Below are 18212 nucleotides of genomic sequence, written 5' to 3'. Positions count from 1 at the left end.
GGGGCCGCGAGAACTCCGGCTCCTGGGCGTCCGTGGCGGCGCACGCCGGCCCAGGAGGACGCCGGACCCGGGCGGGACACGATCCGCCCACGGCCCGCAGGGGCGCCGCGCACGGGGACGCCCTCGTTCCGGGACGGGGGATGCCGCACTTCTGTGGCATGTTGTTTCCTGCACCCACGGGCAGGACCGAGGGGCCCGCACCCCCGCCGCACGGACGCAGGAGGAGACGACGATGGACGTCCGGCAGCTCATGTACTTCCTGGCCGTGGTGGACCACGGCGGCTTCACCCGCGCCGCGGAGCAGCTGCTCATCGCCCAGCCCTCCCTGTCCCAGACGATCAAGGGCCTCGAGCGGGAACTGGGGGTGCCGCTGTTCCACCGGATCGGGCGGCGGGTGGTGCTCAGCGAGGCCGGCGAGGAGCTGGTGGGCCCGGCCCGGGTGGTGGTCCGGGACCTGGAGGCCGCCCGGTCCGCCGTCGACGACCTGCGCGGGGTGCGCAGCGGCCGCCTGGACGTGGTCGCCATGCCCTCCCCCGGCGTCGAACCGCTCACGTCGATGATCGCCGCCTACGCGCGGGCCCACCCGGCCGTGACGGTCAGCGTGGACGCGGCCTTCACCCCCGAGGAGGTGGCCGACGCGGTGCGCACCGGCCGCGCCGAGATCGGCGTCCTGGGCTCGGAGCACCCGTTCCGCTCCGCCGAGGTCGAGGTGATGCACCTGGAGCAGCAGCCCCTGGTGCTGATCGTGGCACCGCAGGCGGACACCTTCGGTGACGGGCACGCCATCCGCCGGGAGGACCTGGCCGGGCACCGGGTGGTCGTCTCCCAGCAGGGCTCGCTGATGCGGCGGCTGGTCGACGACGCCCTGGCCGGCGGGGTGCCGGTCGAGATCGCCGCCGAGGTCGCCCACCGCACCTCGGTCCTCCCGCTGGTGCTGGCAGGGGTCGGGCACGCGGTGCTGCCCTCCTCCTGGACCCCGCTGGCGCGCGCCGCAGGGCTGCGGGTGCTGCGGATCGAACCGGTCACCGTGCTGCACGTGGCCGTGCTCAGCCGCCCGGCGCACCTGACCCCGGCCGCCCGAGCGTTCCTGGCGGTCGCCGCCGAGCACGCGGCCCGGCACGCCGCGGATTGCTCCCGGGCACCGGAGGGAACGGCGCCGGACCGGGCCGAGAGGGCGGGCCGGCCGGAGGGGACGGCGCCGCAGGACGCGCCGCGGATCGTGTCATAGGGGATTCCTATCCGGGGGATGGGATTCCGGTCTTGGACCTCATGGTGCTCGGGGCGCTCTACTGGAACCCGGTGCCGCACTGCGCTGCGGACACCACGAGCAGAGCACCCGAGAAGGAGAGCACCCCATGGCCGAGCACCAGGTCTTCACGATCGCCTCGATCCCTGCCGACGGCGTGGGCCAGGAGGTCGTCGCCGCCGGCCGCACGGTCCTGGACGCGGTGGCCGAGCAGTCGAACGGGGCGTTCTCCTTCGACTGGACCGAGTTCCCCTGGGGCAGTGCGTACTACGCCCAGCACGGGGTGATGATGCCGGCCGACGGGCTGGAGACCCTCCAGGACTTCGACGCCATCTACTTCGGGGCCGTGGGGTGGGAGAACGTCCCCGACCACGTGTCCCTGTGGGGGCTGCGGCTGAACATCACCCAGAACTTCGACCAGTGGGCCAACATCCGCCCCGTGCGCTTCCTCCCCGGCGTGGTCTCCCCGCTGCGCAAGGCCGACGACACCGAGCTGGACTGGGTCGTGGTGCGGGAGAACAGCGAGGGCGAGTACGCCGGGCTCGGCGGGCGGAACCTCGCCGGCCGGGGTCCCGGCAACGAGGTCGCCGTCCAGTCCTCCCTGTTCACGGAGAAGGGCTGCGAGCGCATCATCCGCTTCGCCTTCGACCTCGCCCGCACCCGCACGGTCAAGAAGGTCTCCAGCGTCACGAAGTCCAACGCCCAGCAGTACGGCATGGTGCTGTGGGACGAGGTCTTCGCCCGCGTCGCCGCCGACTACCCCGACGTGCAGACGGAGTCGGTGCTGGTGGACGCGATGAGCGCCAAGTTCGTCCTGCACCCCGAGGAGCTCTCCGTGGTGGTGGCCTCCAACCTCAACGCCGACATCCTCTCCGACCTCGGCTCCGCCCTGGCCGGCAGCCTCGGCCTGGCCGCCAGTGCGAACCTCGACCCGGAGCGCCGGTTCCCCTCGATGTTCGAGCCCGTCCACGGCACCGCCCCGGACATCGCCGGCCAGGGCATCTGCAACCCGATCGGGGCGATCGCCAGCGCCGCCCTGATGCTGGACCACTTCGGTCTGCACGCCGAGGCCCGCCGGGTGGAGGCCGCGATCGAGGCCACCACCGCCGCCGGGCACCTCACCCGTGACATCGGCGGCACCGCCGACACCGCCGAGATCACCCGGGCCGTCGTCGACGCCCTGGCTGCCTCGCTGACCTCCGCCTGAGGCTTCCCGTCCCTCCGGCCCCCGCCCCGCCCGGGACAACTCCGAGGACCGGCCGGCGCCGCGCCGGGCGCGGCGGTCAGCGTCCAGTGGCGCAGATCGCCCGCTCGATCAGGGAGGCGCTGCGGCGGTCGATCTCGTCCTCCACGAGCCTGCCGGGCGCCTCGGGGTACCAGCCGAGGTCGTCCCGCACGTCGGCGGCGACCTCGGACCCACCGCCGCGGGGGGCCACCCGGAAGGTGGCCCGCAGGGGCAGGGCCCGCCACCCGAACTCGGAGGCCGTCCCGCGCCGGCGGAAGGTGACGTCCGAGCCCACCGAGACCTCCACGCAGCACTCCTGGGAGCGGACCGCCGGGTCGAGGTCCTCGAACGCCGTGCGGATCCGCTCGAGGGCCTCCTCCGGGGGCATCGGGCACGTCCACGCCCGGGTCGTGGTGATGCGCGGCCGGTTCGGGGACCGGCGCGCCAGCCAGGGGACGAGGAACCGCTGGCCGAGCACCAGCGCGACGACGACGAGCGCCGCCGCTCCGAGCGCGAGCTGCGCCACGGAGATCACGCCCCGGAGGAGGAGCTGGACCACGAGGAGGACGACCACGGCCGACCCGGCCGGCCCGGCCAGCCGGTACCGTCCCCCGGCGGAGCGTCTGGCAGACACGCGACCTCCCTCCCCCGTCCGGACCACGGTGCCCCTCGGCTGTCCTCCGTCGCTGCCATTCTTGCCCGCGCGCACCCCCGGACACCAGGTGTGCATCCGTAAAGGGGACAGGCTCGCGGGGCGCTCCCCGGGTGCAGGGAAGATCGGGCGGCGCGGCCCGGCGCCCCGCGGTGTCGCCCGCCCTGCCTATGCTGAGGTCCGGCGACAGCGAGGCGGCGCCGGACCGGCGGCCGCGACGACGGAGGGGTGTGGGCCATGACGGCGACCTATCGGTACGACGTGGAGGTCCTGCACCTGCTCGTGTCACCGGCGCACGCCTACTTCGGCCGCGCCCGGGACGGCGCGGCGGAGGTCCCCACCACCGACGCCGAGCGGGTCGAGCTGGTGGCCGGCAAGGGCGTGGTGGGCGACCGGTTCTTCGGCAAGGCCGCGCACATGGACGCCGCCGTCACCCTGCTCGCCGTCGAGGCGCTCGAGGCTATGGCCGCGGACCTGGGCACGGACCCCTTCGACCCGCTCCTGACCCGGCGCAACGTGGTCCTCCGGGGCGCCCACCTGGCCCCGCTGCTGGGCGAGGAGTTCGCGCTGGAGTCCCGGGGCGCCCTCGTGCGGCTGCGGGGCGGGCGCCCGGCCCACCCCTGCGTGTGGATGGACCGGGTCCTGGCTCCGGGCGCGCACGCCGCCATGCGGGGGCGAGGGGGCCTGCGCTGCCGGCCGCTGTCCAGCGGCGACCTGCACCGCGGACCGGCCGTGCTGCACAGCCCGGTCCCGCTCGAGCCGGAGCTGGCCGGCGCGGCCGTGCTGCGGCGCCCGTCCCGGCTGCCGTAGCCCGCCCACCCGGGACCGGCGCCCGGGCCCGCGCCGGGTCAGGCCTGCGCCAGCTGGGGCAGCACCGTCTCCCCGAAGGCGTCGAGGAAGCGGCCCTGCTCCTGCCCCACGTGGTGGAGGTAGATCTCGTCGAAGCCGAGGTCGGCGTACTCGTGCAGCCACTGGGCGTGCCGGCCGAGGTCGGCGGAGACGTTGACCGCCCCGGCGATCTGCTCATCCCCCACGTCCTCCTGGACCGCCTTGCGCAGGTAGTCCTGGGGCGAGGCGAGCTCGGCCATGGTCACGGGGTCGAAGACGTTGGTGCGCCACTGGTCGAAGGCGATCGCGCGGGCCTGCTCCGGGGAGGGCGCCCAGCTCAGGTGCACCTGCAGCGCGGTCCGCCCGGTGCCGCCGGCCTCGCGCCAGGCCTCGAGCATCCGGCGCAGGTCCTCGAGGGGCTGCTGGACGGTGATGAACCCGTCGGCCAGGGGGGCGAAGCGGCGGACCGTCGCCGGGGTGAGCGCGGCCACGCGCAGGGCGGGCAGGACCTCCGGCGGGTCCCAGACCCGGGCGCGGTCGGCGTGGAACGGCTCGCGGCAGGACACCTCCTCGCCCGCGTGCAGCCGGCGGACGGCGTCGAAGCTGCTCTCGAGGAACCGCTGCCGGTGCTCCTTGGCCGGCCAGTCCGGGGTGACGGCCCGCTCGTTGAGCTTCTGCCCGCTGCCCAGGGCGGTCCAGATCCGACCGGGGAACATGCGGGCGAGGGTGGCCGTGGCCTGGGCGGTGACCACGGGGTGGTAGCGCCGGCCCGGGGCGTGCACGAACCCGAAGGGCAGGTCCGTGGTGGCCAGGGCGGCGCCCAGCCAGGACAGGGCGAACCCGGAGTGGCCCTGGTGCGGCGACCATGGCTCGAGGTGGTCCGAGCACATGGCGGCGCCGAAGCCGGCCTGCTGGGCGTGCTCGACGTCGCGCAGCAGCTGCTCGGGAGGGATCTGCTCGTGGGAGGCGTGGAAGCCGATCGTCGCCATGGGGTCCTCCGGTCGAAGGCGGGAACAGGACAGTGGGATCAGGTCACGGGGATCAGGTCACGGGGATCAGGTCACGGGGATCTGGACAGCAGGAGAGGGAGGACGGGACCGGGTGGGGACGGGTGCCGGGTCAGCCGGCCGCCGCCCGGAGGTCCTCGGCGGGGGTGCAGACGTTGCGCAGCTCGCCGATGCCCTCGATCTCGGTGACGACCTCCTGGCCGTCCCGCAACCAGATCCGGCGGGGCTTCTGGGCCAGGCCCACGCCGGCGGGAGTGCCGCAGGCCACGAGGTCCCCGGGCTCGAGGGTCAGGAACCGGCTGAGGTACTCGACCAGCTCCACGGCGGAGAAGATCATCCGGTCGGTGCCGGAGTCCTGGTGCCGCACGCCGTCCACGGTGCAGCGGATCGCCAGTCCCGCCTCGGGGTCGATCTCGTCGGGGGTCACCACCACGGGGCCCACCGGGGTGGTGCGGTCGAAGTTCTTGCCCTGGAACCACTCGGAGGTCCGGCCCTGCCAGTCCCGCACCGAGATGTCGTTCATGATGGTGTACCCGGCGATCGCGGCCCGCGCCTGGTCCGGCGTGGCGTGGCGCAGGGGCGAGCCGATCACCACGGTGAGCTCGGCCTCCCAGTCGATCTTCTCGGACTCCTCCGGCATGGCGATGGGGTCGGTGGGGCCGATGAGCGCGGTGGCGTACTTCGCGAAGATCGTGGGGTGCTCCGGGATCTCCTGACCGACCTCCTCCGCGTGGTCGTAGAAGTTCAGCCCGGCGCACAGGATCTTGCCCGGGCGCAGGACGGGCGTCGCCAGGTCCTCCGGGGCCGGCGCGGGGCCCGGCTCCCCCGGCAGCCGCAGGTCGCCCCCGGCGAGGAGGGCCCCGACGTCGGGGACGGGGAGGTAGACGGTCCGCCCGTCCTCCTGCCGGAAGGCCTGGGTGGTGCCGTCTCGTCGCACGGTGCCGAGTCTCACGGGTGCTCCCTCACGTTCTGCGGTGCGGTCTCCACCGACGATCCTATGCACCTCCGGCGGGAGGGTGCACCGCGGCGGCCTACGCGCAGCGCACCACGCGGATCCCCGAGGCGCTCGTGGCGGCGAGCAGCCGCCAGCGCCCGGTGTCGAGGGTGTGGACGAGCTCGAGGGTCAGCAGCTCGGAGCGGGTGTTCAGCTGCACCTGGACCCGCCACATCTGCTGGTCCACCGCACCGATCCCCCGGTCCTTGGGCAGCCGCGCGTCCTCGGACCACCAGGCGCGGCGCTCGTACCAGCGCACGGGTCCCTGGGCCACCAGGTAGTCCCGCCCGCGCCAGCGCACGCCCACCGGCACCCCGTCCGTGTCGCAGTCCACGTCGACGCTCTCCGTCAGGAAACCCACGACGGCTCCTCTCTCCCTCGGCCCGGCGCCCGTCCCCGGTGCGCCCTGTTCCCTGGAAGCTAGAACACCTGTACGACACGCTAACCCGGAAGAGCGCGGAAAAGGAACAGGTGTTCCCGTGCAGGCCTCGTTCCGACCTGGCCGTTCACTTTTGCGATCGAGGACGGCGAAGCATGGACAAGCCCAGCGAAATGGATACGCTGAATGCACGGAGGGCCTGCCCTGCGCGGCCCTCCCGGACGTCCCCTGTCCCTCGTCCGCCCCGCCGGAGCAACCGGCGTCGACCTCACGGAGGCCTTCCATGACCGGAACCATCACGCTGATCGCCCACACCGCGGCGAACACCAAGAAGCCCGCGGTGAATCTGCGTCCGTCCGGCCCGGAGGACGCCGAGAGCCTCGCCCAGCTCTACTACTCCTCCTACGAGCAGGGCGGGGTCTCCAGTCTGGAGGAGGCCCGCCAGGTGATCCGGGGAGTCTTCGACGGGGAGTACGGGCCCTTCCTGCCCGAGGCCTCGCCGGTGGTGGTCGACGACGACGGGACCGTGGTGGCCGCCGCGCTCGTGCTGTCCCGGCGGGTCGGCGACGACCTCCCTGACGTCCCCTACATCTTCGAGCTGTTCACGGCGGCCTCCCGCCGCCGCCAGGGCCTGGCCGAGCAGCTGGTGCGCTGCGCCATGGGCACCCTCTACGACAACGGCTACGACCAGGTCAGCCTGCGGATCGCCGAGGACAACGCGGCGGCGCTCGCGCTCTACCTGACGCTCGACTTCAACCGCTGGGTCCCCGAGACGGACGACGTCTGAGCCCGGCGGGCGCTCCGGACCGGGGGACGCCGGAGGGGACGCCGGCACGAACAGGACCCGGCACCAGGCCGTGGAAGAGGCCTTGGACCCGCGATGCGGGTCCCGGGCCTCTTCTGTGACCGGCTCAGAGCGAGAACTCCTCCCGGACGGGGGGATCGGCGGCGATGTCGACGAACCGCGCCCAGCGGGGGCGCACCGCCACGAGCCGGGTGCTGTCCTTGTCCGTGGCCCCCGGGTGCCGGGACTCCAGCACCTCGCCGGCGTCCTGCGCGGCGGAGCCCTCCAGCACGGCGGCCTCGCCCTCGAGCTGGAACTCCTGGCCCGTCCCGGAGACCACCACGAGGGAGACCCGGGGATCGGCGAGGAGGTTGGCGTACTTGCGGCTGCGCTCGTTCGTGCCGAAGACCAGCCGCCCGTCCCCGAGGGCCGCGAGGTTGATCCACGCGGACTCGGGGCAGCCGGCGCCGCTGTTGGTCGCCACGACCCCGCCGCCGTGGACGCGGACGAAGTCGGCGACCCGGTCCACGGGCTCCCGGGGGCTCAGAACAGGCTCCGCTGCGGCTCGACGAGCTCCGGGGAGTTGTTGCGCACGTTGCCGACCGCCGGGCCCACCGGGTCGAGCACCCAGCGGGCGGCCGTCCGGTGCGCCTCGGCCCGGACCAGGTCCACGAGCTGCGGGGCGTCGTCCTCCCCGGGGCGCAGCCAGTCCCCCACGTGCTCGGGCGCCAGCGGGATCGGCATCCGGTCGTGCAGACCGTGCAGCTCCGTGAGCACGGGGTGCTCGTCGGAGGGCTCCGGGGAGTCGGTGGTGAGGATGGAGCAGGACAGCAACCAGGTGCTCCCGCCGCCGTCCCTGCCCGGCTGCAGGGCCGCGGAGTGCAGCTCCGTGCCCTCGGGCACCCGCCACCACTCGTAGATCCCGGCGAACCAGATGGTCTCCTCCGGATCGGCCGGGTGGACGTAGTAGGGCTGCTTGCGCCCGCCCTTCCCGGCGCCGGGCTCCTTCTTCCACTCGTAGTAGCCGTTGGCCGGGACCGCGCACCGGCGGGCCGGGACCGCCTTGCGGAAGGACGGCTTCTCGAGGACGGTCTCCGAGCGGGCGTTGAACATCTTCGACCCGACCGCCGGGTCCTTGGCCCAGCCCGGGACCAGTCCCCAGCGGGCCACGTGCAGCTCGCGCACCAGCTCCCCGTCGTCGTCCCGGCCGTTCCCGCCGGTGAGGCGTTCCAGGACGATCGGCACGTCGGTGGTGGGCGCGGTGTTCCAGTTGGCCCGCAGCCGCTCGGTGTCGGCCTCGCCCAGGCTCTCGTCCGGGACCGCCCCGGTCGCGGCGACGAGGTCGCCCACGGCCCGGGCGATGACGTAGCGTCCGCACATCTGCTGCCTCCTCGGTCTGCCCGGCCCGCGGCCGGGGCTCAGTCGGTGAGCGGCCCGTACCCCAGGTACCGGGAGTACATGCCGTACACCTTGCGGATCCCGCGCTCCACGTCGGCCACGGTGGTGCCCGGGCGCAGGTCGTCCACGGCCCCGGCGGTGGCCGGGTCCCAGTCCAGGTCGAGGGCCGAGTAGACGTCGGTGAGCACCGAGCGGATGGGCTCGGACTGCTCGACCACGAGCACGGTGCTGAAGTACCAGGCGCCCGCGACCACCCGCTGGGCCGTCCCGGCCAGCTTCACCTTCCGGCCCGGGGTGGACGACGACGCCGGGTGCGTCCCGTGCACGCTGTGCTCGCCGGCACAGTACTCGCCCGGGATCTCGCCGACGTCGGCCTCGACCTCGAGCTCCTCCAGGGCGGCCACGATCATGTCGCCGAAGAGCCGGTAGCGGTCCTGGATGCCCGAGGTGGGGTCCTCGGCGGCCTCGAGGTGGTCGATGATCAGGCACCCGCCGTGGTAGGCCGCGGCGCGGCCCCCCACCTTGCGTACCAGGGGCTCGAACCCGCTCTCGCGGGCGGCCCGGGCGGCGTCGGGGAAGCCCGGGCGCAGCTCGTCCCGGCGGCCGAAGGCGACCGTGGGGGCCGGTTCGTACAGGCGCAGGACGGGCCCGCTGCGGCGCACGTCGGCGAGGAGGGTCATGGCGCTCTCGTAGTCCTGCTGGGCGCCCAGGGACTCGCGCTGGCGGAGAAGTTTCATGCTGGCCCCAGTCTAGTGGCGGATCCGGACGGTCCTGCGGCAGGTCACGCCCCGGTGATCCCGCTGCCGCGGAACCAGCGCCCCAGGGCCAGGGCGCTGAGCTCGACCTTCTCGGCCCACGCGACCGCCTCCTCGTCGGCGGCGTCCGAGACGTGCTTGACCATCCGCAGCGGCACGCCCAGGTGCCGGCAGGCCACCGCGATCGCCCAGCCCTCCATGTCCACGAGGTCCGCCCGGGCGGCCAGGGCGTCCCGGGCGGGTCCGCCGGCCACGAAGGAGTCCCCGGTGGCGAGCACGGGGCCGTCGCCGCCGAGCTCGATGACGTTGTCCACGGGGATCCCGGCCGCGCGCAGCAGCTCCTCGTCCACGTCCCGGTTGATGATCCGGGAGGGCTCGAGCACCCCGGTCAGCCCGTGCTTGAGGGCGCCGGCGCTGCCGATGTTGAGCACCGTCAGCTCCGCCCGGCGCGCGGGGTCCGGGCAGCGGGTCAGCACCGCCTCGGTGGTGCGCACCGCCGCGGCCGACATCCCGACACCGGTCAGGACCAGGTCGATGTCCTCCGGGAAGTACTTGGTCTCCAGGGGGTGGGCGGCGAGAACGAGCAGCTGTGGCACCCCGTCACTCTATCCGCACTCCCTCCCGCCCCCGCCCGGCCTGACCTCCCGGCGGGGAGGTCAGGCCGGGCGGGTGGTGAACAGCGCGGCGAGCCGCCGGTCGGAGTCCGCCTGGGCGTCGAGATCGTGCGCGCCACCCGTCACGAGCAGCTCGTCCGCCCCGGTGCGCGCGAGCAGCCGTTCCAGCTGGTCCCGGACCTCCGGGGCCGTGCCGTGGACGGAGGACGTGAGGGTCTCCTGCACGAGGGCCCGCTCCCGGGCCGTGAGCCCGTCCGGCTCCGCGGGCCGTGCGGGCGCCAGGGGCGGGAACTCGCCCCGCGTGCGGGAGGCGGCCAGGGCGCGGGCCTCGGGCAGCAGCAGTTCACGGGCGGCCGCGCGGGTCCGCGCCACCGCGACGTTCGCCGAGACCACCGCGTAGGGCTCCGGCCACCACGACGACGGGCGGAACTGCGCGCGGTACCGCTCGAGCACCGCGGCGCCGCCGCCGGGGCCCTCGCGGAAGATCGCCGGGCCGCCGAGCACCACGGCGAGTCCCGCCCGGGCCGCGGTCTCCACCCCGGCGCCGGTCGCCAGGACGAAGACCGGCGTGGCGGCGTGGTTGCGGGGCCGGGCGGTCACCGGGGCCGCGCCGGAGAGGTGCGCGAGCAGCTCGGCCAGGTCGTCCCCGAAGCGGTCCGCGGCCTCCTTGCCGGTGCGCAGCGCGTCCCGGACCGCGGCGGTGAAGCCGAGGGAGCGGCCCACGCCGAGGTCGATCCGGCCGGGGTGCAGGGCCTCGAGGGTGGCGGCCTGCTCGGCGACCACGAGGGGCTGGTGGTTGGGGAGCATGATCCCGCCGGAGCCGATCCGGAGACGTCGGGTCCGGGCGGCCAGAGCGGCCATCAGCACCGCCGGCGCGGACCCGGCGATCCCGGGCACCGCGTGGTGCTCGGCCACCCAGAACCGGTGGTAGCCCAGCTCCTCCGCGCGCTCGGCCCGCTCCAGGACGCGGGCGAGGTCCTCGGCCTCCGTGGAGCCGTCCCGGGTGTTGGCGCGGTCGAGGAGGGAGAGCGGGACGTCGGAGAGGGCCATGGTGCGCACAACCCGGGCGGCGCCGGAAGCATTCCGGGCCGCTGCCGGAGTCCGGGACGGTCAGGGCCGGCGCCGGACCTGGATCCGTCCCTCCTCGACGCGGGTCTCGTAGCTGGGCTGCGCGGCGGTCGCCGGTCCGCGGACCACGGCGCCGTCCGCGAGCCGGAAGGTGCTGCCGTGCCAGGGGCAGGTGACGCAGCCGCCGTCGACCGTCCCCTCCTCGAGCGGGCCGCCCAGGGCGAGGGCCCTGCCGGCGCCGCGCCGGCCCCGGAGCCGGGCGGCGAGCGAGGCCGCGTTGAACGTCAGGGCCACGCTGTTGGCGGTCGCGTGCACCAGGCCGATGCGCCGGTCGGCGCCCTGGGTGTCGGACCAGTCGTTGAGCCCGGTCGCCGCCGTGGGAACGGCGGCGGCCAGCCCCGCGGCCACGAGCACGTCGGCGGCGCGGGCCGTGCCGGGGCCGCCGGCCAGGTCCAGCACCGCGGCCATGGTCCACGCGCCGGGCGGGACAAGGACGTCCTGGTGTGTGAAGACCGGTGGCGCCGGGAGCCGTTCAGCCGGCGCGGTCGAGGGCCTCCTCGGCGGCGACCCAGCCGAGCATGGCGCACTTGACGCGGGCCACGAACCGGGAGACCCCGGCGAAGGCGGCGGCGTCGCCGAGGACCTCCTCGTCGGGGACCACGGTGCCCCGCGAGCGCAGGAGGTCCCGGAACGCGCCGATCATTTCCACCAGCTCGGCCCGCGTCATCCCGGGGGCGGTCTCGGCCAGCACGGAGGCCGCGGCCATGGAGATCGAGCAGCCCTCGCCCTCCCAGCTGAGTCGGGTCACCACCGGCTCCGCGTCCCCGGGGCCGGTCGCGAGCTCGACCCGCACGGTGATCTCGTCGCCGCATGTGGGGTTGTACTGGTGGGACTCCCCGGCCCCGTGCCCGGGTGCCGGGGCGGCCAGGCCCTCGCCGGAGCGCCGCTTGGCGTGGTCGAGGATGACCTCCTGGTACATCCCGTCCAGCGCGCTCATCGCGTGTTCTCCAAGCGGAAGTAGCCGCGGACCCCGGCGAGCTCGGCCAGGAACCGGTCGACGTCGGCGGTGGTGTTGTACAGGTAGGCGCTGGCCCGCGTGCTGGCGGTCAGCCCCAGCGCCCGGTGCAGCGGCTGGGCGCAGTGGTGGCCCACCCGCACGGCCACCCCGGCGGAGTCCAGCACCTGCCCGACGTCGTGGGCGTGCACCCCCGCCACGTCCACGGCCGCCAGACCCACCCGTTCCGCACCCGGGGGCGGGCCGATCAGCCGGATCCCCTCCAGCTGGGCGAGACCGACCGCGAGCCGCTGCCCCAGCTCGTGCTCGTGGGCGGCGACCCGCTCCATCCCGATGCCCTGCAGGTAGCGCACCGCCTCGGCCAGGCCCACGGCCTGGGCGACCCGCTGGGTGCCGGCCTCGAAGCGGGTGGGGGCCGGCAGGTAGCGGGCGGACTCCATCGTGACCTTCGTGATCATGGATCCGCCGGTGAGGAACGGGGGCATCGCGTCCAGCAGCTCGGACCGCCCCCACAGCGCTCCGATGCCGGTGGGACCGAGCATCTTGTGCCCGGAGAACACCGCGAAGTCGACCCCCAGGGCGGGGAGGTCCACGGGCAGGTGCGGCACCGACTGACAGGCGTCCAGCACGGTCAGTGCCTCCGCCGCCCGGGCCAGCTCGACGAGACGGGCGACGTCGGTGATCGCACCGGTGACGTTGGAGACGTGGCTGAAGGCCACCACCCGGGTGCGCTCGCCGATGACCTCGACAGCGGCCCCGAGATCGAGGGCGCCGGTCTCATCGACGGGGATCCAGCGCAGGGCGGCCCCGGTGCGGGCGGCCAGCTCCTGCCACGGGATGAGGTTGGCGTGGTGCTCGGCCTCCGTGGTGACGATCTCGTCGCCGGGGCCCAGCCGGAAGCGGGCGGCGTCCTGCCCCCCGCGTCCGGCCGAGGCGTTGGAGAAGGAGTAGGTGATCAGGTTGATCGCCTCGGTGGCGTTGGAGGTCCACACCAGCTCCCGCTCGGTGCCGCCCACGAACCCGGCCACCACCCGGCGGGCCTCCTCGTAGGCGTCGGTGGCCTCCACGGCCAGGGCGTGGGCGCCGCGGTGGACCGCGGCGTTGCGGTGCAGGTAGAAGTCCCGCTCGGCGTCCAGGACGGCCAGGGGCTTCTGCGAGGTCGCCCCGGAGTCCAGGTAGACCGACGGGCTGCCGGCCAGCAGCGGGAAGTCCTCCCGCAGCGCACGCACCTCGGGATCGGTCAGGGGCAGCACGTGGTTTCCTTCCATGCTCCGACACTGTACGGCCCGGGCCCCGGGGTTCTCCGGCCGGACGCCTCCCGGCGTCACGGGCGGGCTACCGGTGGCGGGGGCGCAGATAGGTGTTGCCGTTCGCGTCCTTCTCGACCACGAACTCGTCCTGCAGGTCCTGGTACCACTGCTGCGTCTGCTCGCTGGGCTGGTCCTGGCCCCGGAGGTCGCGGGGACTGCGCACGGCGGGCCCGTAGAACCGCATGGCGAAGTCGTCGAAGCGCCGGAACAGGCTGCGCCGGGGCTCATCGTCGTCGGCGTGCTGGTGCTTGCGCATGGTGTCCTTCCGGGTGGCGGGCCGGGCCGTCTCCCCCCATGATCTCCCGCCGGTCCGCGGAAGGCGAACCCGGAACGGTGCGCGAGGAGCCCCAGCCGGCGGTACGGGACGACGGCGGCCCACGGGGCGACCGGGTGGGCGGCCTGTCAGGAGAACGCCCGGACGTATTGACGACCATCGATGCTGGTGGCACTCTTCCACATAGACGGACGTCGATACCAAGGAGCGTTCGTCGCACCCGAAAGGAACCCGTCATGTCCAGAGTCCAGCTCGCCCTGCGTGTGGCCGACCTCGAGCGCTCCATCGAGTTCTACTCCACCCTGTTCCGCACGGCCCCGGCCAAACGGCGCCCGGGCTACGCCAACTTCGCCATCGCGGAGCCGCCGCTGAAGCTCGTGCTGCTGGAGGGCGAGCCCGGTGACGACACCCGCATGGACCACCTCGGCGTGGAGGTGGAGAGCACCGAGATCGTCGAGGCGGCCGCGCAGCGCCTGGCCGACGCCGGCCTGGCCACCAGCCCGGAGGAGCAGACCACCTGCTGCTACGCCGTCCAGGACAAGGTCTGGGTGACCGGACCGGGCCGGGAGCCGTGGGAGGTCTACACCGTCACCGCCGACGCCCGGCCCGACCTGGAGGGCAGGACCGGCCGGGAGCTCTCCGAGGTGGGCGGCGACGGCTCGTGCTGCACCTCCGACCCCCGGCCGGAGCCCGTCAGCCCGTGACGGACCCGCCGCGGTCGGCGACTCCGGCGGGTGCCGCCGACCGCGGCGGGCGCAGGACAGCCCTCGCCGCACCGCCGGAGCGGTGACCGGAGCAGTGGCCGGGGTGGTGGCCGGGACAGCCCCGTGGACCGGGCCGTCCAATGGCGTCACGAAAGGGAACGCCCCTGGTGACCACCTGGTTGCAGGAGTAAACTGACACCCTCAGCTGTTGCGCCTCGGCGCCGGGACGTCGTTCCCGGTGCCACCGGTTCCCCGGGGGCGCACCGCGTCCCGGGGGACGTCTCCCGGCCGGCCGGGGGCCGGCCGAGGACTCCGGCACGCGCCACCGGCGCCCGTGCCGACGATCCGTCTCATGACCTCGGGGACCCGCCATGAAACACCCACTCCTCTCGCGCGTGCTCACCGGCGCGTCGGCCACCGTGCTGGCGACCGCCGGGCTCGCCGTGGGCGCACCCGCCCACGCCGCGACCGCGCAGCCCATGTTCTCCTACGCCCAGGGCTGGCGCACCGACCAGCACGTGCGCGAGCTCGCGGACGTCAACGGCGACGGCCGCGCCGACGTCGTCGGCTTCGGCGGCGCCGGCGTCCAGGTCGCCTTCGGCCGGGCCGACGGCACCTTCGGCGCGCCGCGCATGAGCGTGCGCGACTTCGGCACCGCGCAGGGCTGGTCCGGCGCACGGCACGTGCGCACGCTCGCGGACGTCGACGGCGACCGCCGGGACGACATCGTGGGCTTCGGCGACGCCGGCGTCTACGTGGCCTACTCCCAGGGCGACGGCAGCTTCACCGCGCCGCAGCTCAAGGTCCGTGACTTCGGCTGGAACCAGGGCTGGCGCGTCGACCGGCACCCGCGCGAGCTCGCCGACCTCAACGGCAACCTGACCGCCGACATCGTGGGCTTCGGGCACGCGGGCGTCACCGTCTCCCACGGACTGTCCAACCGGACGTTCACCGGGACCGGCAAGCGCATCGACAGCTACGGCTGGGACCGCGGCTGGCGGGTCGACAAGAACCCCCGGATGCTCGCGGACGTCGACGGCAACAGCACCGCCGACATCGTGGGCTTCGGGGACGCCGGCACGTACGTCTCCTACTTCTCGGCGCTCGGGGACACGTTCACCCAGCCCGCGCTGGAGATCCGCAACTTCGGCTACGCCCAGGGCTGGCGCGTGGACCAGCACCCGCGGATGCTGGCCGACGTCAATGTCAACCCCGCCGGCAACGCCGCGGCGGACATCATCGGCTTCGGCTACTCCGGGGTCTCCGTGGCGCACTCGCTCAACGGAGGGAACTACACCGGCGTGGCACTGCGGGTGAACGACTTCGGCCAGGCCCAGGGGTGGCGGGGCGACCGGCACCTGCGGACCCACGCGGACATCAACGTCGACGGCATCCAGGACCTGGTGGGCTTCGGCAACGCCGGGGTCCACGTGGCCCACGGCCGGGCGGACGGCACCTTCGCCCCGGTGTACCTGAAGGTCGCCGCCTTCGGCTACGACCAGGGGTGGACGGAGGACCGGTATCCGCGCCTGCTCGGTGACGTCAACGGCGACGGCCGCGACGACGTCGTCGGCTTCGGGCACTCGGCCACGTACGTGCAGCTCTCGTGAGCCCGCCGGCCGCGATCCGTCGCGGCCGGGCCACGGCTCCGCCCCCGTCCGCACGGACAGGGACGGGGCCGTGCTACGTGACGGGCTTCGGCTCCGCGCCGCGCTCGTGCACGTAGGCGGCCATGGTGATCACGGTGACGAGCTGCACGGCGACCACCACGAAGGTCCAGCCGCCCTCCGCGACGACGTAGACGGCGGCGGAGACGGCGAGCACCAGCGGCAGGACGCGCGACGCGGCGAGCGCGCGGCCGGACTCCCCGGGTGCCCCCGGCGGGTCGGGGCCGGGGCCGTGCCCGGCGGCCGGCTCTGTGTGCTCCGGGTGCCCAAGGTGCTCCGGGTGCCCCGGGGGCTCCGGGGCGGTTTCGGCGGCGGGCTCGATCCGTCGGCGTCGCGCGGTGTGGACGGTGCTGACCAGCACCGCCACGTAGAGGGCCGCGACGAGACCGGTGACGAACAGCATGACGGTGCCGTCGTCGTCTCCGACGTACAGCCCCACGACGAGACCGAGGGCCACCGGCAGGAGCCAGAGCCCCAGGAGCAGCCTGTCGCGCACGGTCAGCACGAGGCCCTCCCCCCGTTCGACGATCCCCGTGACCGCATCCTCGCACCCGGCGACCCCGCGTGTCTGACCCCTCATCCGGGGATGGCGCGGGCGTCCCCGGACGGCGCGGTGACCTCCGGCGTCACACACGCGGGGGCCGCCGTCCTCTGCGGCGCGCCGTGCGGTGCCGGACGGGCACCGCACGTAGAACAGGAGGGTGCCCCGCGCGATCCCCCGACGCGTGCCCTCCCCCAGGCGCACTTCCTCTCGTCCCCCCAGGAGCACCATGCGCAACACCCTCTTCCCCTCGCCTGCCCCGGGAGCGGACCCGGCGTCCCGCCGCGGTGTCGCCGCGGGCCGGTGGATCGTGGCGGGGCCGCTGCACCTCGTCCTGGCGATCGGGCTGGTGGCGGGCTGCGCGTCAAGCACCGCGTCCACCGACCCGGCCCCCGGCCCCGTCCCGGGGACCGTGACGACGGTGCCCGCCGCCCCCTCCCCGAGCGCCGAGCCCGGCAGCACGCCCTCGCCCACGGCCTCGAGGACACCGGGGACGGTCACCACGGTCACCCCGTCGCCGAGCTCCGCCCCGGAGCCGTCGGAGACCCCCGTCCGGGCCGTCGCCCCGCCCTCGGGGGCGTTCCTCGCCCTGGAGGACCTCCCGGTCGCCGCCGCCGGGACGATGTCCGACTACGACCGCGACGCCCTGTTCGGCGGGTGGATCGACGCCGACGGCGACTGCGAGGACTCCCGCAACGAGGTCCTGGCCCGGGACCTGACCGGCATCACCTCCGCCGACGGGTGCAGGGTCGACACCGGCACCCTCGCCGACCCGTACACGGGGGCGTCCATCGACTTCGTCCGCGGGGTCGTGACCTCCGCCGACGTCCAGGTGGACCACGTGGTCTCGCTCGGCAACGCCTGGGTCACCGGGGCGCGCCGGCTCTCCCCGGCCGACCGCGTGGCCCTCGCCAACGACCCGCTGAACCTGCTGGCGGTCGACGGCCCGGCCAACGGCTCGAAGTCCGACCAGGACGCCTCGCGGTGGCTGCCCTCGAACCGGGCCTTCGCCTGCGAGATGGTGGCCGTCCAGATCGCGGTGAAGACCCGCTACGGCCTGTGGGTCACCGCCCCGGAGAGGACCGCCATGGCCGAGGTGCTCTCCGGCTGCCCCGACCAGCAGCTGCCCGGCGGCACGCCGTTCGGCGACATCCCCGGGGGCGCCGGGGCCGCCCCGGCGCCCGTCGAGAAGGCCCCGGCCGATCAGGCTCCCGTGCCCGCGGACGTGCACTACGCCAACTGCACGGCCGCCCGGGAGGCCGGCGCCGCACCGCTGCTGCGCGGGGAGCCCGGTTACCGCGAGGCCATGGACGGCGACTCCGACGGCGTCGCGTGCGAGTAGGACGACAGCGGGACGGGGACCGCACGACGGACGCCACCCGCTGCGTCGCCGCCCCCACCGTCCCCGCGGCCGCCGCCGGCCGGCGCCGGGGACGCGCGGCCGCGCTCAGCCCTGCCAGGCGGTCCGACCACCGGCGCGGCGGGCGAACTCCGCGGCGCGGCGGCGCGGCAGCGCGTCCCACAGGGACCCCGCGGCCATGCCGACGAACCACAGGCACGGGAACCACCAGCGCCCGCCGCCCAGGTACAGATAGCACGACACGACGAGGACGAGGGTCAGCGCGATGTTGAGGAACATCAGCGTCATCTGGTGCGGCACAGCGGCCCCCTTCACAGTTCTGCGGCATGCCCTCCGCATCGTGGCACGGCCCGCCCCTCCCCGTCTGACCCCTCTTGGGTGGGCAACTCTC

At 74.6% G+C, this 18212-nt stretch carries 22 protein-coding genes; 7 read left to right on the top strand and 15 right to left on the bottom strand.

Features of this window, described 5'->3' with window-relative positions:
• Nucleotides 1–232: 232 nt before the first annotated feature.
• Complete coding sequence (locus RF640_RS13430) at nucleotides 233–1228, top strand: LysR family transcriptional regulator (protein ID WP_109267963.1); 996 nt, start codon at nucleotides 233–235, stop codon at nucleotides 1226–1228.
• A 127-nt stretch (nucleotides 1229–1355) separates the two neighbouring features.
• Entirely contained in the window at nucleotides 1356–2453 is a 1098-nt protein-coding gene (locus RF640_RS13425; RefSeq protein ID WP_035929070.1) for a tartrate dehydrogenase, read from the top strand.
• 76 nt (nucleotides 2454–2529) lie between these two features.
• Here RF640_RS13425 and RF640_RS13420 read toward each other — a convergent pair whose 3' ends face one another.
• Nucleotides 2530–3105, bottom strand: coding sequence for a hypothetical protein (locus RF640_RS13420; RefSeq protein ID WP_017834645.1), 576 nt, complete (start codon nucleotides 3103–3105; stop codon nucleotides 2530–2532).
• A 255-nt stretch (nucleotides 3106–3360) separates the two neighbouring features.
• On the opposite strand from RF640_RS13420, the gene RF640_RS13415 reads away from it, so the two are divergent.
• Complete coding sequence (locus RF640_RS13415; protein WP_017834644.1) at nucleotides 3361–3933, top strand: MOSC domain-containing protein; 573 nt, start codon at nucleotides 3361–3363, stop codon at nucleotides 3931–3933.
• A 38-nt stretch (nucleotides 3934–3971) separates the two neighbouring features.
• Here RF640_RS13415 and RF640_RS13410 read toward each other — a convergent pair whose 3' ends face one another.
• From RF640_RS13410 to RF640_RS13400, 3 genes are all read right to left on the bottom strand, one after another.
• Complete coding sequence (locus RF640_RS13410) at nucleotides 3972–4940, bottom strand: TIGR03885 family FMN-dependent LLM class oxidoreductase (RefSeq protein WP_368828148.1); 969 nt, start codon at nucleotides 4938–4940, stop codon at nucleotides 3972–3974.
• 130 nt (nucleotides 4941–5070) lie between these two features.
• On the bottom strand, nucleotides 5071–5910 hold the full coding sequence (locus RF640_RS13405) for a fumarylacetoacetate hydrolase family protein (protein ID WP_035929081.1): 840 nt from the start codon (nucleotides 5908–5910) through the stop codon (nucleotides 5071–5073).
• Between the two features lie 79 nt (nucleotides 5911–5989).
• Nucleotides 5990–6313: a DUF6504 family protein gene (locus RF640_RS13400; protein ID WP_017834641.1), complete on the bottom strand. Its 324-nt coding sequence runs from the start codon at nucleotides 6311–6313 to the stop codon at nucleotides 5990–5992.
• A 301-nt stretch (nucleotides 6314–6614) separates the two neighbouring features.
• Between RF640_RS13400 and RF640_RS13395 the strand changes: the two genes are divergently transcribed.
• Nucleotides 6615–7118 carry a GNAT family N-acetyltransferase gene (locus RF640_RS13395; protein ID WP_017834640.1) on the top strand — a complete coding sequence of 168 codons (504 nt, stop codon included), beginning with the start codon at nucleotides 6615–6617 and terminating at the stop codon, nucleotides 7116–7118.
• A 124-nt stretch (nucleotides 7119–7242) separates the two neighbouring features.
• Here the strand turns inward: RF640_RS13395 and RF640_RS13390 are convergent, their stop codons facing one another.
• The 9 genes from RF640_RS13390 to RF640_RS13350 form a co-directional block, all read right to left on the bottom strand.
• Nucleotides 7243–7644 carry a pyridoxamine 5'-phosphate oxidase family protein gene (locus tag RF640_RS13390; protein WP_109243882.1) on the bottom strand — a complete coding sequence of 134 codons (402 nt, stop codon included), beginning with the start codon at nucleotides 7642–7644 and terminating at the stop codon, nucleotides 7243–7245.
• Between the two features lie 14 nt (nucleotides 7645–7658).
• Nucleotides 7659–8495 (bottom strand): SOS response-associated peptidase, encoded by an 837-nt coding sequence (locus RF640_RS13385; RefSeq protein ID WP_368828147.1) that lies wholly within the window; start codon nucleotides 8493–8495, stop codon nucleotides 7659–7661.
• A gap of 38 nt (nucleotides 8496–8533) precedes the next feature.
• A complete protein-coding gene (locus RF640_RS13380) occupies nucleotides 8534–9250 on the bottom strand; it encodes a lipoate--protein ligase family protein (protein WP_017834637.1) in 717 nt (238 codons plus the stop codon).
• Between the two features lie 44 nt (nucleotides 9251–9294).
• Nucleotides 9295–9864, bottom strand: coding sequence for a nucleosidase (locus RF640_RS13375; protein WP_017834636.1), 570 nt, complete (start codon nucleotides 9862–9864; stop codon nucleotides 9295–9297).
• Between the two features lie 60 nt (nucleotides 9865–9924).
• A complete protein-coding gene (locus RF640_RS13370; protein WP_035929088.1) occupies nucleotides 9925–10932 on the bottom strand; it encodes an MsnO8 family LLM class oxidoreductase in 1008 nt (335 codons plus the stop codon).
• 60 nt (nucleotides 10933–10992) lie between these two features.
• The gene (locus RF640_RS13365; RefSeq protein ID WP_368828146.1) at nucleotides 10993–11418 is read right to left on the bottom strand and encodes a Rieske (2Fe-2S) protein; all 426 of its coding nucleotides are present in this window, start codon (nucleotides 11416–11418) and stop codon (nucleotides 10993–10995) included.
• A gap of 64 nt (nucleotides 11419–11482) precedes the next feature.
• A complete protein-coding gene (sufU, locus tag RF640_RS13360) occupies nucleotides 11483–11947 on the bottom strand; it encodes a Fe-S cluster assembly sulfur transfer protein SufU (protein WP_035929092.1) in 465 nt (154 codons plus the stop codon).
• Nucleotides 11944–13233, bottom strand: a complete 1290-nt coding sequence (locus RF640_RS13355; RefSeq protein ID WP_368828145.1) for an aminotransferase class V-fold PLP-dependent enzyme — start codon at nucleotides 13231–13233, stop codon at nucleotides 11944–11946. Before RF640_RS13355 ends, sufU begins: the two co-directional genes overlap by 4 nt.
• Before the next feature lie 67 nt (nucleotides 13234–13300).
• Nucleotides 13301–13531 carry a hypothetical protein gene (locus RF640_RS13350; protein WP_017834631.1) on the bottom strand — a complete coding sequence of 77 codons (231 nt, stop codon included), beginning with the start codon at nucleotides 13529–13531 and terminating at the stop codon, nucleotides 13301–13303.
• Between the two features lie 254 nt (nucleotides 13532–13785).
• On the opposite strand from RF640_RS13350, the gene RF640_RS13345 reads away from it, so the two are divergent.
• A complete protein-coding gene (locus RF640_RS13345) occupies nucleotides 13786–14253 on the top strand; it encodes an ArsI/CadI family heavy metal resistance metalloenzyme (protein WP_368828144.1) in 468 nt (155 codons plus the stop codon).
• Nucleotides 14254–14624: 371 nt separating this feature from the next.
• Nucleotides 14625–15863, top strand: a complete 1239-nt coding sequence (locus RF640_RS13340; protein WP_368828143.1) for an FG-GAP repeat domain-containing protein — start codon at nucleotides 14625–14627, stop codon at nucleotides 15861–15863.
• Between the two features lie 73 nt (nucleotides 15864–15936).
• Here the strand turns inward: RF640_RS13340 and RF640_RS13335 are convergent, their stop codons facing one another.
• Entirely contained in the window at nucleotides 15937–16500 is a 564-nt protein-coding gene (locus tag RF640_RS13335; protein WP_136341694.1) for a hypothetical protein, read from the bottom strand.
• Nucleotides 16501–16690: 190 nt separating this feature from the next.
• On the opposite strand from RF640_RS13335, the gene RF640_RS13330 reads away from it, so the two are divergent.
• Nucleotides 16691–17803 (top strand): excalibur calcium-binding domain-containing protein, encoded by a 1113-nt coding sequence (locus tag RF640_RS13330; protein ID WP_368828142.1) that lies wholly within the window; start codon nucleotides 16691–16693, stop codon nucleotides 17801–17803.
• 105 nt (nucleotides 17804–17908) lie between these two features.
• Here RF640_RS13330 and RF640_RS13325 read toward each other — a convergent pair whose 3' ends face one another.
• Nucleotides 17909–18121 (bottom strand): hypothetical protein, encoded by a 213-nt coding sequence (locus RF640_RS13325; protein WP_017834626.1) that lies wholly within the window; start codon nucleotides 18119–18121, stop codon nucleotides 17909–17911.
• Nucleotides 18122–18212: the final 91 nt, after the last annotated feature.

The organism is Kocuria sp. CPCC 205231, from assembly GCF_040980965.1.
Classification (GTDB): Bacteria; Actinomycetota; Actinomycetes; order Actinomycetales; family Micrococcaceae; genus Kocuria; species Kocuria rosea.
Note: the sequence above shows the minus strand (reverse complement) of the source record. Positions and strands in the feature narration are given on the sequence as shown.

What these genes read in the sequence shown, in the direction of transcription:
- RF640_RS13380 (WP_017834637.1), bottom strand. Translation starts at nt 9,250, where the DNA reads ATGAAACTTCTCCGCCAGCGCGAGTCCCTGGGCGCCCAGCAGGACTAC.
- RF640_RS13395 (WP_017834640.1), top strand. Translation starts at nt 6,615, where the DNA reads ATGACCGGAACCATCACGCTGATCGCCCACACCGCGGCGAACACCAAG.
- RF640_RS13370 (WP_035929088.1), bottom strand. Translation starts at nt 10,932, where the DNA reads ATGGCCCTCTCCGACGTCCCGCTCTCCCTCCTCGACCGCGCCAACACC.
- RF640_RS13425 (WP_035929070.1), top strand. Translation starts at nt 1,356, where the DNA reads ATGGCCGAGCACCAGGTCTTCACGATCGCCTCGATCCCTGCCGACGGC.
- RF640_RS13340 (WP_368828143.1), top strand. Translation starts at nt 14,625, where the DNA reads ATGAAACACCCACTCCTCTCGCGCGTGCTCACCGGCGCGTCGGCCACC.
- RF640_RS13415 (WP_017834644.1), top strand. Translation starts at nt 3,361, where the DNA reads ATGACGGCGACCTATCGGTACGACGTGGAGGTCCTGCACCTGCTCGTG.
- RF640_RS13385 (WP_368828147.1), bottom strand. Translation starts at nt 8,495, where the DNA reads ATGTGCGGACGCTACGTCATCGCCCGGGCCGTGGGCGACCTCGTCGCC.
- RF640_RS13430 (WP_109267963.1), top strand. Translation starts at nt 233, where the DNA reads ATGGACGTCCGGCAGCTCATGTACTTCCTGGCCGTGGTGGACCACGGC.
- sufU (WP_035929092.1), bottom strand. Translation starts at nt 11,947, where the DNA reads ATGAGCGCGCTGGACGGGATGTACCAGGAGGTCATCCTCGACCACGCC.
- RF640_RS13350 (WP_017834631.1), bottom strand. Translation starts at nt 13,531, where the DNA reads ATGCGCAAGCACCAGCACGCCGACGACGATGAGCCCCGGCGCAGCCTG.
- RF640_RS13330 (WP_368828142.1), top strand. Translation starts at nt 16,691, where the DNA reads ATGCGCAACACCCTCTTCCCCTCGCCTGCCCCGGGAGCGGACCCGGCG.
- RF640_RS13345 (WP_368828144.1), top strand. Translation starts at nt 13,786, where the DNA reads ATGTCCAGAGTCCAGCTCGCCCTGCGTGTGGCCGACCTCGAGCGCTCC.
- RF640_RS13335 (WP_136341694.1), bottom strand. Translation starts at nt 16,500, where the DNA reads ATGAGGGGTCAGACACGCGGGGTCGCCGGGTGCGAGGATGCGGTCACG.
- RF640_RS13365 (WP_368828146.1), bottom strand. Translation starts at nt 11,418, where the DNA reads ATGGCCGCGGTGCTGGACCTGGCCGGCGGCCCCGGCACGGCCCGCGCC.
- RF640_RS13355 (WP_368828145.1), bottom strand. Translation starts at nt 13,233, where the DNA reads ATGGAAGGAAACCACGTGCTGCCCCTGACCGATCCCGAGGTGCGTGCG.
- RF640_RS13410 (WP_368828148.1), bottom strand. Translation starts at nt 4,940, where the DNA reads ATGGCGACGATCGGCTTCCACGCCTCCCACGAGCAGATCCCTCCCGAG.